The sequence below is a fragment of the Salmonella sp. 741265116_PST genome (assembly GCF_046567715.1).
Taxonomy (GTDB): domain Bacteria; phylum Pseudomonadota; class Gammaproteobacteria; order Enterobacterales; family Enterobacteriaceae; genus Salmonella; species Salmonella enterica.
On the sequence record NZ_JBKFPH010000001.1, the window covers coordinates 1 to 15226 of the forward strand.

The window sequence follows — 15226 nt, forward strand, 5'->3', positions numbered from 1 at the left end:
GGTGTTTTTAGAACACGTTATATGTGGACCTGACTCCACATATAACGAATCCCCGTCCGCCAAATAACAATTTTTCGTGATAACCCTCACAAAAACAAAGCGATTTTTTATGGGGGCCTTCGTGGGGGCGCTGTTTACGAGAAATACCAACAAAACTAATAACAAACAACGTGTTAATCGTGGATATGATTCCGAGTCCGGCACCACTATTCAAAGCCGGTTGGTCAGATTTGCAAGATGCAATCCTGACGGACACGAAGGCGAGCCAGTAAAAACACGATGTAACGCTGTTACTTGTGGTTGAAAAAAGGCTCTTGGAAAACAGACTTGTTGGAGCAAGTCTGTTTTTTCGTGCGTGATCTTTACAGATATTTGTTGTTAATGTCAAATTGTGTCAGCGACACATTCATCAGGCCGCTACATCAACTCCGTTTCCAGTATATCCCGCAGGCTATCAACACTTTCATCAATGTATTCCAGCGTCGATGTGATGCTGACATGGCCCAGCAGTTTCTTCACCGCGTACAAATTACGTTCAGGTGATTTCATCATATGGGTTGCCACCGTATGCCGGAACCGGTGCGGTGTGATCGTGAACTTACACTCCCGGGATAAGCGCCGGAAGAATGCCCGCATGAGTCACTGAACAATATGACTCCGGCTGAATTTATCCGAAGTCTCCGGAAAGACGAAGATCTCTGATTTAGCACTGTACTGAATTTGGGCCAGGGTCATCAATTTGGCCGGGATCTCAAAAAAAGCATGGGACTAAAGTGGGTCTATTTACAGTTCCACAGGACTATCTTGCAGGAGTTTTATCAGGTGACGTTCCGCAAAAAGTTATATGGTGATCTTGAAGCATTACAATCGGATCTTGATGAATGGCTGGCTCACTATAATAATGAGCGAACCCATCAGGGAAAAATGTGCTGCGGCCGGACGCCGATGGAAACGTTACTTGATGGAAAGCGCATCTGGGCTGAGAAAAATTTAAACCAGATGTAATCTGACAGATACCTGTATAAATAACCGGTAACTGTCAGATCAGGTCTGAGCTAATACTATGATCTTGCGTTCGATCTCGTCGGACAGCGTAGTCTGATGTTTCTTCACCTGTTGTGGCTCAAAAGTGCCGTTACGATCGCGCGGGGTTGTCAGTTCGAAGTTGCCTGTCGGGGCCTTAATGGTCTTTTTACCGGAACCATTTTTACGGTTCGCTTCCACATCCTGAGCCAGATGAGAGTCAGGCTCAGCAGACAGAGCCGCTTAGGTTAACTTATTGATTAATAGCTCTAAAATACCATCATTGCCCGTTAATGCCTGACCGGACTGGAGGGCTTTAAGTGCTTTGTCGAAATCGAAGGGCTGGGACATGTGTCATTCCTTTTTGATTGTATATTACTGGAATGACACAGAATTCCTAACACTATCTTCTTTTCTGCATTACTAGCGCCATCTACCGTTAGAGTAGGCTATCTCCAGTCTTAACGGTTCAGACTCATCCTGTAACATCGCTTCCAAAGACAACGCCAGCGTCTGATGATGGGCATCTTTTACACTGACTTTCAGCATGTTGATGCTCGGTTCATAACGTAAAATAGCAGCGCGAAGCTCACGGCAAAACCAGTTGAGAACCCGTTTGTCACCCACATTCACCTCGTGCCATTCCGGCATACCCCGAGTGAGCAGCGGCGGTAATGTCTCGCCACCTGCCACAGCGCAAGAGTTGAATAAACACATTAACTTGCGGCGTACCAATTCATGTGGGCTTATCCCCTCAACCAAGAGCCTGTCGAATAGCGCGACCGGAATGGTTGGCGTCATCATCATTTCCCTATCTGGTCCATCGCCAGATCCCATACTGACGTTCTGGACTCCTGTTGAGCGCCGTCTGATTTCTCGGCAGTGATTTGCCATTCGATTTTCGTGAAGTTCAGCGACATCGTTTCCACTGGCTTACCGCCGGCGCCGCCGCTAACACTGAGTTGTGATATCAGCGCGTTTGTCAGGGTATAAACGATAAGCGACCGCATTTTGCCGTCGTCATTACGGCACAACGTCAGCACCGCTGTTCTAATTAGCCTCCCGCTACAGCAGTACTCATTGAGCACAGGCGTGGCGAGGTCGACAAATTTGGTGAGCGACATTTCACCAACATGCGTGCGCCCGGAAGTCCGCTCAGTGAGGCTAACATCGTTATTTACCTGCATTGCCACATTGTGGCTATAAGACATGATCTCTATCTGATCTTCAAAGCCTTCAACCTGGCTTTCGCCTTTGATATTGTCGAGCTTTAAAAAAATCACATCCATGATTTATCTCCTTGTTGATCAGGTGGCAGTTCAACAGCCAGACGAATACCGGCGGCCAACGCTTGTGACTCTTATTAAAAGCGCAACTACCAAAAATACAGCGTGAAAAGCGCCAGGTTTGCAGGGATTTTGCCAACGTTTACCCGCGTCTGATGAACGTTATTCGGCTGGTTGCAATGCAATAGAGGGTTTTGGCCCGCTGTGGCCAAATACAATTGAGGTTATACTGAACGCTCTCTGCCATATTCAATCCCTTTTATCGCAAAGTATCCCTGGTGCCGGTATCACAGCGTCATCATTCAAAAATTGACATTTCAGAATAATAGTCAGCTATATATAAAAAACACATCAAAAAGCAAATATCAACTTAATTTTTACTTATTTAATAAAAATATACAAATTGATTTACATCAATTAACACACACAAAAACATTAAAAATCAAAGCTTTAAATAAAAATTAATCACTATGGAAATTTTATTTTTCTTAATACTCACATTATAAATGTTATTTGCTTATTTTCCTGTGAACACAAAAAATGATTTAAATCAAAAAACAAACTATTCTTGTTGATTAACGTTTTGACCGAAATAAAAAAGATTTTATACGTCCCGGGATAGTCTCCCTTTCTGATGGACAATATGCATTAACGAGCGGGCAAACAGGTAACTTCTGCCCGGGTAATCCGTTACCCGACTGATATTAACATTGTCATGAGGTGATATCATTTGCCTGGCCAGCCATAATCATCCGGAACCGGCGCTACGCCACGAACATCAGGACGGAGCATTTTTTGTCGATCCTCTTCGTCATCCACCCAGACACTGGCTATCTCTTCACAGGTTGCAAACCATACGCCATCATGCCCTTTAATATGTTCAATCAAACGTGACAACATCATCATATGATGCCCATGACCGATTATCTGCGGATGAAGGGCCATCGCATATAAGCCGTTTTCCTGATGGTTATAAGCATAGGTAAAAATATCCTTCCAGCGTCGCAGAACACCGTCAGTATCGCTCATCCCCTCCTGGTTGCCGGTATACGCCAGTGCGGGAAAATCATCCAGATACCAGCTAACAGGAATTTCCAGAATCGCGCTGGCCGGGCCTGCGATATTTCCCGTCTCCCAATTCACCTGCCAACGTTGAGGATGGTAAGGCACAAGATCTCTCGCCATCAGGCTACTGTCATAGAGAAAACCGGCTTCCTCCAGAAGATCCAGCGTATTCTCGCTATAATCCCAATAGGGAGAACGGTATCCCACAGGACGTATGCCGAAATGTCTTTTATAACAGGCGAACGCCAGATCCATAAGTCGGCGTTCTGTATCACGATTCACCAGCGTCGGGTTTTCATGATAGTAGCCATGGTGAGCGATTTCATGCCCGGCATCAAAAATCGCTTTACTGATTTCCGGGAAGGTGTCTACAGTGTGTCCGGGAATAAAAAAGGTGGTTTTGATATTATTTTCTTTGAACAATTTCAGAAGCCTTGGTACGCCAACTTGTGCACCAAACTCTCCTCGTGACATAAAGGATGGCGATGGTCGATTAAATCCGCCCAGCCATAAAGACTGAGCATCTACATCAACACCAAGATTGACCGCAATCTTTTTACCCTCAGGTAAATTTAAATATCCCATAACGACCTCCAGTTAATACATAGAAGGGACACATTCTGTTATTTAATGTGTGATGGCCAGATATTATATATGCCTGTTTTTCTGCGTCTGTCCTTGAACGTTGTTGCTGCTCCCCCAAGTCTATTTTCATATAGAACATCGAGGTTAATTTCTCCTGAAATGACATCCTCTTGATTGACATGCGCCTCTGCAATAATACCTTGTGGATTGTTCCACACGACATCACAGGGGCTTAAAATTGAACTTCGGGCCCAGCAGCCAGGCAGTGGTCCACCCGGGTTTCCGCCCAGGCAACAGTGAACAAGATAAATTTGATTTTCAATACAACGTGCGTGGCAACAATGCCTGACTCGCCAAAATCCCTGTTCAGTAAACGTAGCGGAAGGCGTTAAAATTAACTCCACACCCTGTTCCGCCAGCGTCGCGGCACACTCCGGTATTTCTGCTTCATAACAAATATTAAAACCTACTTTTGCAAATGGCAGTTGAAAAACAGCCATTTTATCGCCTTCCTGAGTATACCAACCCCGTTCAGCCGGGAAAATATGCGTCTTACTGTGAGCATAATGTTCGCCATCGGGTCCCCATATATGCGCAACATTCTCATAGCGATCTGCTCCGGTCTGCTCCAGATGAGAGCCAGCAATAATGAACTGTCCTCTTTCTTTCGCTTCCTGTTGAAAAAGCTGCTTATAGGCATCCGTGAACTGATCAATTAAAGTAAGGTGTGAAATGGGTCTTTCTTGCCATTTTTTCAATAGGGTAAATAGCTCAATGGTAAATAGCTCCGGGAAGATAACGACATCAGCCCCCTGACTTTTATTAAGAAGTATTCTTACCTTTGTTATGAAATCTTCAAAAGTGTTTATTTCAGTAACAATATACTGACAGGCTGAAACAGTAAAATTACGTGACATCGTGATATCCCCGGCATGAAATTTAAACTCCAATTAACGTATAGTGTATGGAGCATATTATATAGTGGGCATTACTACATCAGGTTATTTTTTGTGAGGCTGCGCAAAATATATGAGAAAAAGAGTAGAAGCATTTAACCTTTATTTACATAAAGGGAATTTTATCGATGATCGTAGCGAGGCAGAGAGTCGATAAAAATCCTGGCGAAAAACAATAACTCTTACCACAATATTATTTTCAGCATCTGAAAATAATCAGGCAAACTAAAGGATAACGCGCTGGTATAAAACCAACGCGTATTTTTACCGATAAGGGTGATGAAGACGGCCACCCGAAGGTGGCCGTTAGAGGCCAGTAGCGCTTCGCTTATCAGGCCTGTGAAACCGAGACAGCTTTAGCGGTGAGACGCCAGCGGCTGCTCCGTCATTGGCGGGTGGTGCTTTTCTGGATCTTTAATCAGTACCCACAGGATGATGGCACCGATAATATCGAACAGACTGAGTGCAATGAAGAACGGGCCGTAACCGATAATAGCGACCAACGCCCCCATAAACAGGTTGAAGCTTAACTGTCCCATCCATGCCGCAGATCCTGCCAGACCGGCAACCGTCGCGACCTCATTTTTCTTGAACAGGTCAGCGCTCATGGTAATCACGACGGTAGACAGCGTCTGGTGCGCAAAACCGCCAATACTCATCAATGCAATGGCGACATACGGATTAGTCGTAATGCTGACAAAACCGATCGAAATCATCAAAACAGCGCCGATGGTAAAGCTACAACGACGCGCATTGATCGTGGTCATGTGCATCTTTTCCATGAAGAACTTCGCCAGGAAACCGCCTGCAACGCAGCCAAAGTCCGCCGCCAGGAACGGCAGCCAGGCAAACATGGCGATCTCTTTTAACGGCAGATGCATCACGTTAATCAGATACAGCGGCATCCAGAAACTCAGCGTTCCCCATGCCGGGTCAGCCAGAAAACGGGTTATCGCCAACGCCCAGAAGTTACGCTTTTTAACGATCTCTTTAACGGCCGGTTTTTTGTTATCGTCCTGGAGATAGCTTTCCTGGCCGTCTTCGATATAACGCAGCTCTTTGTGGGTGATCCACGGGTGTTTATTTGGCGAGTTATAAATCAGGAACCAGGTGATGGCGAACAGCACGCCGATCCCACCGGTAATCACAAACGCCATTTCAGTACCGATGCCGCTATCAGCAAAAGTCAGCATCGCCCAGACCACCAGCGGCGGCGCCAGCATCGCGCCAATTGAAGTACCGATATTAAACAGTCCCCCCGCAATACCGCGTTCTTTCGTCGGGAACCATTCGGCGCTGGCTTTAATCCCGGCCGGAATCGCTGACGCTTCGGTTAGCCCCATCAGACCACGCAGAAATGCCAGGCTTATCCAGCCGCCGGCCAGCGCGTGCGCCATGTTGATCAGCGACCACAACAAGGCAAAAATAAAGAAGCCGATTTTCAGTCCGATGACATCCATCAAATAGCCGGTGATCGGCTGCGCAATGGTGTAACAAAGCTGGAAGGCGCTCACCACCCAGGAATATTGTTGCTCATCAAAATGGAGTTCTTTCATCATCGCTGGCGCCGCAACGCTAAGCGAGCTACGGGACAGGTAGTTTACGATGGTCCCTACGCAGACCAGGCCGATAATCCACCATCTTAATTTTGTCATCTTCATGATAAAGCCTCGTTAAAAAACATTAGCTCCGCGCCGTCTGACCTGTAGCGGGAAAACTGAAATCACAAAATTGGTTGACCAATCAATATTTTCTCACCGGACCGGTCAAAATCTGGCGGCAACTCCCGCCCTTAATATTTTGAAATAAATACATCAACTCATTTCAAGTTGAATGGTGAATGCTTTTCATCCAGCAAAAATTGACGCAGATCAAATAATTAAAATTGGCAGACCGTGAATGATGATATTTGTGATTTGGTTAGCCAATTTAAACAGCAAGGTTGACATGAGAAAAATTTTGGTTGAATTTAGGGGGCAGAACGGGTTTACAAAGCACGTTTCGAAGTTGGCTGGCAATGGGTCAACCACGAAGACGTTATCGCAAGAAGAGGAAACGAGATATGAAACAAACCTGGCGCTGGTACGGACCTAACGACCCGGTAACGCTGTCAGATGTACGCCAGGCTGGCGCAACCGGCGTGGTAACGGCGTTACACCATATCCCGAATGGAGAAATTTGGTCGGTAGACGAGATCCAGAAACGTAAAGCTATCGTTGAAGAGGCGGGTCTGGAGTGGTCTGTGGTAGAGAGCGTACCTATCCACGAAGATATCAAAACCCACACCGGTCAGTACGATTTATGGATCAAAAACTACCAGCAAACGCTGCGTAACCTGGCGCAATGCGGTATCTATACGGTTTGCTATAACTTTATGCCGGTGCTGGACTGGACACGTACGGATCTGGAATACGTATTACCGGATGGTTCAAAAGCGCTGCGTTTTGACCAGATTGAATTCGCCGCGTTCGAACTGCACATCCTGAAGCGTCCGGGAGCAGAAGCCGACTATACGGCAGAAGAGATTGCTCAGGCAGAGCGGCGTTTCGCCACCATGAGCGAGGAAGACAAAGCACGTCTGACCCGCAACATTATTGCCGGTTTACCTGGCGCGGAAGAAGGCTATACGCTGGATCAGTTCCGTCAACACCTGGCGACGTATAAAGATATCGATAAAGCAAAACTGCGTGAACATTTTGCCTATTTCCTGAAAGCCATTATTCCGGTTGCCGACGAGGTTGGCGTGCGTATGGCCGTTCACCCTGACGATCCGCCGCGCCCTATTCTCGGCCTGCCGCGCATTGTCTCTACCATTGAAGATATGCAATGGATGGTGGAAACCGTTAATAGCATGGCGAACGGCTTCACCATGTGTACCGGATCTTACGGCGTGCGCGCCGACAACGATCTGGTTGATATGATCAAGCAATTTGGTCCGCGCATCTACTTTACGCATCTGCGCTCTACGCTGCGCGAAGAGAATCCGAAGACCTTCCACGAGGCCGCCCATTTGCACGGCGATGTGGATATGTATGAAGTCGTTAAAGCGATTGTGGAAGAAGAGCACCGTCGTAAAGCCGAAGGTAGCGACGATCTGATCCCGATGCGCCCGGACCACGGTCATCAGATGCTGGACGATCTGAAGAAGAAAACGAATCCGGGTTATTCCGCCATTGGCCGTCTGAAAGGGCTTGCGGAAGTCCGCGGCGTCGAACTGGCTATCCAGCGCGCTTTCTTTAGCAAATAACCTTCTTTCGCATGGCGCGACGCGTCATGCGATTTCCCCTACTCAATGCAATAGCAACATGCCTCGCCCCGGAGATCGCGGGCGAAGACGTCGAATGACAGGAGTTTGCAATGGAACAGAATATCGCCACCGCCCAGGTTTCCGTCGCCCGCCCAAACTGGGACAAATCACGTCTGGTATCCCGTATTGTGCATCTGGGCTGCGGGGCGTTTCACCGCGCGCACCAGGCGCTCTTTACCCATCATTTACTGGAAAAGAGCGACAGCGACTGGGGCATTTGTGAAGTGAACCTGATGCCGGGTAACGACGCGCGGCTGATCGCGAACCTGAAAGCGCAAAATCTGCTGTACACCGTTGCAGAACGCGGCGCAGAAAGCACCGAACTGAAAATTATCGGTTCAATGAAAGAAGCGCTGTACCCTGAATTCGACGGCCATGCAGGGATTCTGGCGGCAATGGCGCGCCCGGAAACCGCCATCGTCTCCTTAACCGTGACCGAAAAAGGCTACTGCACCGACCCCGCCAGCGGCGAGCTTGATGTCAATAACCCGCTGATCCAAAACGATCTTGCCCATCCACAGCAGCCTAAATCCGCCATTGGCTATATTGTCGAAGCGCTAAACATGCGCCGGGAGCAAGGACTGAAAGCTTTTACCGTGCTGTCGTGCGATAACGTGCGCGAGAATGGTCACGTCGCGAAGGCTGCCGTCCTCGGTCTGGCGAAAGCTCGCGATGCCGCCCTCGCCGCATGGATTGCCGACAATGTGACCTTCCCCTGCACCATGGTTGACCGCATTGTTCCGGCAGCGACCGAAGAGACGCTACAGCTGGTTGCCGACCAGTTAGGGGTTTATGATCCTTGCGCTATCGCCTGCGAACCCTTCCGCCAGTGGGTCATCGAAGATAACTTTGTGAATGGTCGCCCGGACTGGGACACCGTCGGCGCGCAATTCGTTGCAGACGTCGTACCGTTTGAAATGATGAAGCTGCGTATGCTTAACGGCAGTCACTCTTTCCTCGCCTATCTGGGTTATCTCGGCGGGTATGACACTATCGCCGATACCATGACCAACCCGGCATACCGTCGCGCGGCGCTGGCGCTGATGCTTGATGAACAAGCGCCGACGTTGTCAATGCCGGAAGGCACCGATCTGGAAGGGTATGCGAATTTGTTGATCGCGCGTTTCACTAACCCCTCGTTGAAACATCGCACCTGGCAGATCGCGATGGATGGCAGTCAGAAACTGCCGCAGCGTCTGTTGGACCCGGTACGTCTGCACTTGCAACAGGGCGATGACTATCGCCGCCTGACGCTGGGCGTCGCCGGATGGATGCGTTACGTCGGCGGTATCGATGAACAAGGTAAAACCATTGATGTCGTCGATCCGCTGCTCGCGCAGTATCAGGCGATTCATCAGCAATATCAGACGCCGGAAGAACGCGTTCGCGGGCTACTGGCCATCGAGTCTATCTTTGGCAGCGACCTGCCGAAGAACCACGAATTTGTGCAAGCCGTTACCGACGCTTACCAACAGCTATTGCAGAACGGCGCGAAAGCCACGGTAGAAGCGCTGGCTAAGTAAGGAGATAAATCATGGCTACGTTTATGACTGAAGATTTTCTACTTAAAAACGACATTGCCCGCACGCTGTACCATAAATACGCCGCGCCCATGCCGATTTATGACTTCCACTGCCATTTAAGTCCGCAGGAAATCGCCGACGATCGCCGTTTCGATAACCTCGGTCAGATCTGGCTGGAAGGCGACCACTATAAATGGCGAGCGCTACGAAGCGCAGGCGTGGATGAGTCGTTGATCACCGGCAAAGAGACCAGCGATTATGAAAAATATATGGCCTGGGCCAATACCGTACCAAAAACGCTGGGTAATCCGCTGTATCACTGGACGCACCTTGAACTACGCCGTCCATTTGGCATTACAGGTACGCTGTTCGGACCGGATACCGCAGAAAGTATCTGGACGCAGTGTAATGAGAAACTGGCGACGCCGGCCTTTTCCGCGCGCGGTATTATGCAGCAGATGAATGTGCGGATGGTCGGAACCACCGACGACCCGATAGATTCTCTGGAATATCACCGCCAGATAGCCGCCGACGACAGCATTGATATTGAAGTCGCGCCAAGCTGGCGCCCCGACAAAGTTTTCAAAATCGAACTGGACGGCTTTGTCGATTACCTGGGGAAACTGGAAGCGGCGGCAGATGTCAGCATTACCCGTTTCGACGATTTACGTCAGGCGCTCACTCGCCGTCTCGACCATTTCGCCGCCTGCGGCTGCCGCGCGTCGGATCATGGCATTGAAACGCTGCGATTTGCACCGGTGCCCGACGACGCGCAGCTTGACGCCATTCTGGGCAAACGTCTGGCTGGCGAAACGTTGAGCGAACTTGAGATCGCCCAGTTTACCACGGCGGTGCTGGTCTGGCTGGGCCGTCAGTACGCCGCGCGCGGCTGGGTGATGCAGCTACATATTGGCGCGATCCGCAACAATAATAGCCGTATGTTCCGCCTGCTGGGGCCGGATACTGGCTTTGACTCCATTGGCGATAATAACATTAGCTGGGCGCTCTCCCGTTTGCTCGACAGTATGGATGTGACCAATGAACTGCCCAAGACTATCCTCTATTGCCTGAACCCACGTGATAACGAAGTCCTGGCGACCATGATCGGTAACTTCCAGGGGCCGGGAATTGCCGGAAAAGTGCAGTTTGGTTCCGGCTGGTGGTTTAACGATCAGAAAGACGGGATGCTGCGCCAACTGGAGCAACTGTCGCAAATGGGACTGTTAAGTCAGTTTGTCGGGATGCTGACCGACTCCCGCAGTTTCCTTTCTTATACGCGACATGAATATTTCCGTCGTATTCTCTGTAACCTGCTGGGACAGTGGGCGCAGGACGGAGAGATTCCTGATGATGAAGCGATGCTAAGCCGTATGGTTCAGGATATCTGCTTCAATAATGCCCAGCGTTATTTCACGATTAAATAATCGCTATTAATCTGTGAGCACAGGTCTCAGGTATTTCGAGGGGCAGGAAGGCGGTAAGAGAGTGAGAAATTTAGCAGTAACGCACTTTTCCAGCCAAAGTCTGGCCGCCGATAAAAAGCAAAGAGGTTGCTAATTAATCCCGAATCACTTACTAAGGTAAGTGATTCGGGTAAACAAACACAGCCATCTTCTGCGTCATGCTTTTTTTCTCTGTCCGGAATAACTCCAGTGCAGAAAGTGTGATACATCAGTCCTGTTGATGATGGCTCCTGTTGGTTATACGGTAATAACTTATGACTTCACAGTGTGGTTTCTTTTAACAAATCGACAGCCAGCATTTCCAGCTGGTTAACCACCTCATTACTGGATCGCTCCATTCTGTCGAGTTCTTGCGACATCGCATTCATATCGCCTGCGGCAAAATAGTTCAGCGCAGAGTGACCAGCGGTATGCACCTCTTTATGCGGCGCTTCCAGACTACGGAAACTGTAGTAATTGCTAAACTGCTGCCCTTCAAAACCGTAGTACCATTTCCCCAGCCGACACTGATCGTGCATCGTTATTTTACTGTTTATGTCTTTATTTAAGAGTAATTTGTAGACTTCCATTTTCCAGATAACATGGTCAACTTTGACAATATTCAAAAACTGCACCGTAGAGATGTACTGCATGACCGATTTCATGCTCAGCGATTTATCGATGACGATGCCAATAGACTCCACAATTTGATTTATGTTAGTCGTAATATTATCAATAACCGGCTGTTGGTTATCCAGCACCTCACTCACTCTGGCCGTATTATCTTTGATTACAGAGGTTAACGTACTGACGCTTTTCGAACTGTGTTTAACATCTTCGGACAGGTTTTTCACTTCTTTCGAAATAACGCTAAAACCACGCCCGGCATCCCCTACGCGCGCGGCCTCGATCGCGGAGTTAATCGCTATCAAATTGGTCTGGTTAGCGATCTTCTGTATCTCTTTAATACACGCATTAATTTGCGTTAAGGAGGTGTTTAAGTCGCCCATACGACAGCCAATATCCGATGAAGTCGTGCCAATTTCGGTGATAAATTCCACGAGCGATTTTAATGAACTTCTGGCTTTATCATTCTGTTCGTTAAGTTCATTAATGCGTTCTTTTTCAATGTTTAGCTGCTCACAGGACTTAATGATGGCATTACGAATGATATCGATCGTCGAGATCCCCATCAGAATTTTTTGACACAGTATCCGCTCATAAGGCTCAGGAGTATCCACCACCACGTCAGACGCATTAGCGCCAGATTCTGCTGGCGGCGGTATTTTTACAACATTATTATTCCAGTGGCGCAAGCCTAATACTTTTTTAAACATATACCATTCTCCTTATTATATGTGGACATCCTGATCTATGCCTGGATAAAGTATTATCAACTCATGCTAACATAATGAAAAATCGGCTGTCATCTGCCATAACCATACGCTCACCAGAATAAGACAAAACGTCCACCAAACTTAAATAATTACAAAGTAAACTATTCAACAATACCATTAATAGTCATAATGGAAGTCGCTTTGCTTTATACGGAAATATTATTTACAAGGCTGACAATAATAGCTGAATAATAATTAACCGCATTTACTTAGGTGTATCTATATCTCGGCCCGAAGATTGCAGACAGGGTTTAAACGCAAACTTTTGCAATAGAAAAATAACCTAACGTAAACTTTTTATATGACCAATCATATCATTTGGACTCATCAATATATTATGCTGTCCGTTTACCAGCCAAACAGGCATGACCTAAATCCAAAGGGATAGGGGCGGCGTAACCAGCCGCAAAAAGTATCGATTAGTCGAAAATCAGGAAACGGATGCGCCAACGCGGCGAGCGTCACCGCCTGCGTCAGAAAAGTTAAGAATAATTTTTGATATTATTTCTCATATGTTACCAGTAAATGACAGGCTGACAGCCGTTCGCTGGTAAACACAACAGGCGGGATATCGGTACCAACGCCGATATCCCGACGAGAATGACCCCGTTACGCTTTGATGACGATTAACGGTTCAATATCGCTCTCTTTTTTAATGACTAATGAATCATCACCGCGCAGGCACGTACCGCCGTAGTTACCGCCCACGGTAAACGTACAGACCTGAATATACTTCCCGGCGACCTTCGGCAGGCACCACAACTGCTGATAGATATTTTTCTGCGTGGCGAACTTGCCGCTGGTTTTATCCAGGAGCTCTTCCTGATGACTCACCAAATCAATATTACTACCGCAACGTCCGGCAATCGGTTTTACCGCATAGCCGGTCTGCACCAGCTCATCGTTAACGGTAAAATCCGTGTCGAGCAAATAGCGATGATGCGGGAAGAGCGACCACAGGATGGGCAGGATCGCTTTGTTACCCGGGATCACCGTCCACAGCGGTTCAAACACCAACACTTCCGGGCGCAGTAATACATCAATCAGCCGGACTTCATTTTCCGGGTGCCCGGTACGAATAGGCACTGCGGCATACTCCGTCTCGCTGACTTCGCGTATCTGCTCTATCGCCGTTTCCCACGCCCAGGTTTTCCAGACACAATTCACCAGCCGTCCGTCGCCATCGATCAACTGCCCGGCGTCATCCCAGCGCAATTCGCCCAGCCCGCGGAGAATTTTGCTCGCGAAACCGGCCTGATGCAGCGCCTGCTGCATAAACTGCGCGTGATAGTCCTCCTCGATATCATCATCCTGCATGATATGGACGAAAGGACGCGCTTTACTGTGTTTCCAGGCGCCTGCCAGCTCGTTAATTAAGCCCTCCGCCGGGTTATGCCCTTTACCGGTATAGCCCTGCTCAGCCCATTTTTCGAGAATTAATCCCGCTTCGGTATGGCATGATGCGGAATCGGCATTGTATTCATAGACTTTCAGCCCGCGTTCATCCATGCAGAAATCCATACGACCGGTGATCATATGGTGACGACGGCGCTGCCAGGAGAGGCGCAGACGCGGCCAAAGAATTTTGGGGATATCGAATAGCGCCAGCAGATTATCGTCTTTTAAAACTTTGTCCGTGGCGTGCAGGTACATCAAATGCAACTCATTGGTCGCTTTGATAAGCTCCTGTTCAGCGCTCTCAGTGATGGTAAAATACTGGTACGGGTCCTGATTGATAACGTGTCCGTTCGCCTGTACATAGGCTTTTTGTAACGGATCGCGCTCATCCAGCCACTGACCGTCAAACTGACCTTTCTCTGGCAGTCTTGCGCCGCGAATCGCCAGCGACTGATTCGCGATGTCAGGCTGTGACAAACTGTATTGCGTGTCGTCGGTCTGGATCATCCAGCCTAAAATCGTCGTGTCATCAAAGGTGTCGCGCAGGGTGTAACACCCGTTTTCTACGACCATTTCCAGTTCGCGAGTCCACTGCTGCCCTGGCGGCAATGGCGTGTGGATAACGTTTTGCTCAGCAATACGAATTTTGTTATCCAGGAGCTGGGTGATAATCGCGACGTGCCCGGTTTCGTTAAACTCGCCACCCTTTTGCCAGATGAGCAGCGCCCCGGCCTCCGGCGCGCGCGGCGAACCGTTCGGGAAGGCCTGCAAAGGCAAAATATTGTCATTCACGACCTCGCGCAGAAAACGCAGCGAGAAGATTTCCCAGGCCATGCCGACGTCAGTAAAAACAACGCCATAATTCAAAAAGAGAAAACGGCGGGCAAATTCCACGCACTGCCATTTATGCCCCATGTATTCATCGTCGATGTAGCTACGAAAAGCTGCGTCGTCGTCGTCCCACGGATCGAGGGAATTGTAATCTGAAGAGTAGATCGCTACGCCGCCGGGGGCGTAACCCAATAATGTCCCGAAGGGGGCATCCTGACTGGTGGTTCCTTTGCTCATGCACTTACCTCAAAACAAGACCGCCTGAGCAGCCTGGCGTGATTTCGCTCTGATTGTCTGCTCTGTGACACTAACCGGACAGAGGTCGACATAATCATACACCTCAATAAGGCACACTGAGGCCAGAAGGTTAAAATTTCACTCGCCGGAATGTCCCAATCGGTTAAATGTCCGGT

General features: G+C 48.6%; 10 protein-coding genes and 3 pseudogenes. 4 read left to right on the forward strand and 9 right to left on the reverse strand.

Translation table 11 applies throughout. The features are described from left to right. Positions 1–417: 417 nt before the first annotated feature. A pseudogene (locus tag ACLD11_RS00005) lies at positions 418–636 on the reverse strand (tyrosine-type recombinase/integrase); the annotation flags it as partial. A 150-nt stretch (positions 637–786) separates the two neighbouring features. Between ACLD11_RS00005 and ACLD11_RS00010 the strand changes: the two are divergent. After that, a pseudogene (locus ACLD11_RS00010) lies at positions 787–1005 on the forward strand (IS481 family transposase); the annotation flags it as partial. A 57-nt stretch (positions 1006–1062) separates the two neighbouring features. Here the strand turns inward: ACLD11_RS00010 and ACLD11_RS00015 are convergent. From ACLD11_RS00015 to ACLD11_RS00040, 6 genes and pseudogenes are all read right to left on the reverse strand, one after another. Next, positions 1063–1374 (reverse strand): annotated as a pseudogene (locus ACLD11_RS00015) (transposase); the annotation flags it as partial. A 72-nt stretch (positions 1375–1446) separates the two neighbouring features. Beyond that, positions 1447–1827: an anti-adapter protein IraD gene (iraD, locus tag ACLD11_RS00020; protein WP_001543513.1), complete on the reverse strand. Its 381-nt coding sequence runs from the start codon at positions 1825–1827 to the stop codon at positions 1447–1449. Beyond that, entirely contained in the window at positions 1827–2312 is a 486-nt protein-coding gene (locus ACLD11_RS00025; protein WP_411014373.1) for an Hcp family type VI secretion system effector, read from the reverse strand. The genes iraD and ACLD11_RS00025 overlap by 1 nt, the downstream gene beginning before the upstream one ends. 723 nt (positions 2313–3035) lie before the next feature. Continuing rightward, positions 3036–3959: a polysaccharide deacetylase family protein gene (locus ACLD11_RS00030; protein WP_108638389.1), complete on the reverse strand. Its 924-nt coding sequence runs from the start codon at positions 3957–3959 to the stop codon at positions 3036–3038. Positions 3960–3997: 38 nt separating this feature from the next. Next, positions 3998–4876, reverse strand: coding sequence for a carbon-nitrogen hydrolase family protein (locus ACLD11_RS00035; protein ID WP_108638390.1), 879 nt, complete (start codon positions 4874–4876; stop codon positions 3998–4000). A 395-nt stretch (positions 4877–5271) separates the two neighbouring features. Then, entirely contained in the window at positions 5272–6576 is a 1305-nt protein-coding gene (locus ACLD11_RS00040) for an MFS transporter (protein WP_000784371.1), read from the reverse strand. Between the two features lie 401 nt (positions 6577–6977). Between ACLD11_RS00040 and uxuA the strand changes: the two genes are divergently transcribed. The 3 genes from uxuA to uxaC all read left to right on the forward strand — a co-directional run bounded on the left by uxuA (position 6978) and on the right by uxaC (position 11169). Continuing rightward, a complete protein-coding gene (gene uxuA, locus ACLD11_RS00045; RefSeq protein ID WP_000815487.1) occupies positions 6978–8162 on the forward strand; it encodes a mannonate dehydratase in 1185 nt (394 codons plus the stop codon). 110 nt (positions 8163–8272) lie between these two features. After that, a complete protein-coding gene (locus ACLD11_RS00050) occupies positions 8273–9745 on the forward strand; it encodes a fructuronate reductase (RefSeq protein ID WP_411014374.1) in 1473 nt (490 codons plus the stop codon). 11 nt (positions 9746–9756) lie between these two features. Beyond that, positions 9757–11169 carry a glucuronate isomerase gene (gene uxaC / locus ACLD11_RS00055; protein ID WP_411014375.1) on the forward strand — a complete coding sequence of 471 codons (1413 nt, stop codon included), beginning with the start codon at positions 9757–9759 and terminating at the stop codon, positions 11167–11169. Positions 11170–11468: 299 nt separating this feature from the next. Here the strand turns inward: uxaC and ACLD11_RS00060 are convergent, their stop codons facing one another. Beyond that, positions 11469–12524: a methyl-accepting chemotaxis protein gene (locus ACLD11_RS00060; protein WP_000475253.1), complete on the reverse strand. Its 1056-nt coding sequence runs from the start codon at positions 12522–12524 to the stop codon at positions 11469–11471. Positions 12525–13193: 669 nt separating this feature from the next. Next, positions 13194–15050 (reverse strand): bifunctional glutathionylspermidine amidase/synthase, encoded by a 1857-nt coding sequence (gene gss / locus ACLD11_RS00065; RefSeq protein WP_080110701.1) that lies wholly within the window; start codon positions 15048–15050, stop codon positions 13194–13196. Positions 15051–15226: the final 176 nt, after the last annotated feature.

Coding starts and splice junctions, on each gene's coding strand:
- ACLD11_RS00035 (WP_108638390.1), bottom strand. CDS start 4,876: ATGTCACGTAATTTTACTGTTTCAGCCTGTCAGTATATTGTTACTGAA.
- ACLD11_RS00030 (WP_108638389.1), bottom strand. CDS start 3,959: ATGGGATATTTAAATTTACCTGAGGGTAAAAAGATTGCGGTCAATCTT.
- ACLD11_RS00050 (WP_411014374.1), top strand. CDS start 8,273: ATGGAACAGAATATCGCCACCGCCCAGGTTTCCGTCGCCCGCCCAAAC.
- iraD (WP_001543513.1), bottom strand. CDS start 1,827: ATGATGACGCCAACCATTCCGGTCGCGCTATTCGACAGGCTCTTGGTT.
- gss (WP_080110701.1), bottom strand. CDS start 15,050: ATGAGCAAAGGAACCACCAGTCAGGATGCCCCCTTCGGGACATTATTG.
- uxuA (WP_000815487.1), top strand. CDS start 6,978: ATGAAACAAACCTGGCGCTGGTACGGACCTAACGACCCGGTAACGCTG.
- ACLD11_RS00025 (WP_411014373.1), bottom strand. CDS start 2,312: ATGGATGTGATTTTTTTAAAGCTCGACAATATCAAAGGCGAAAGCCAG.
- ACLD11_RS00060 (WP_000475253.1), bottom strand. CDS start 12,524: ATGTTTAAAAAAGTATTAGGCTTGCGCCACTGGAATAATAATGTTGTA.
- ACLD11_RS00040 (WP_000784371.1), bottom strand. CDS start 6,576: ATGAAGATGACAAAATTAAGATGGTGGATTATCGGCCTGGTCTGCGTA.
- uxaC (WP_411014375.1), top strand. CDS start 9,757: ATGGCTACGTTTATGACTGAAGATTTTCTACTTAAAAACGACATTGCC.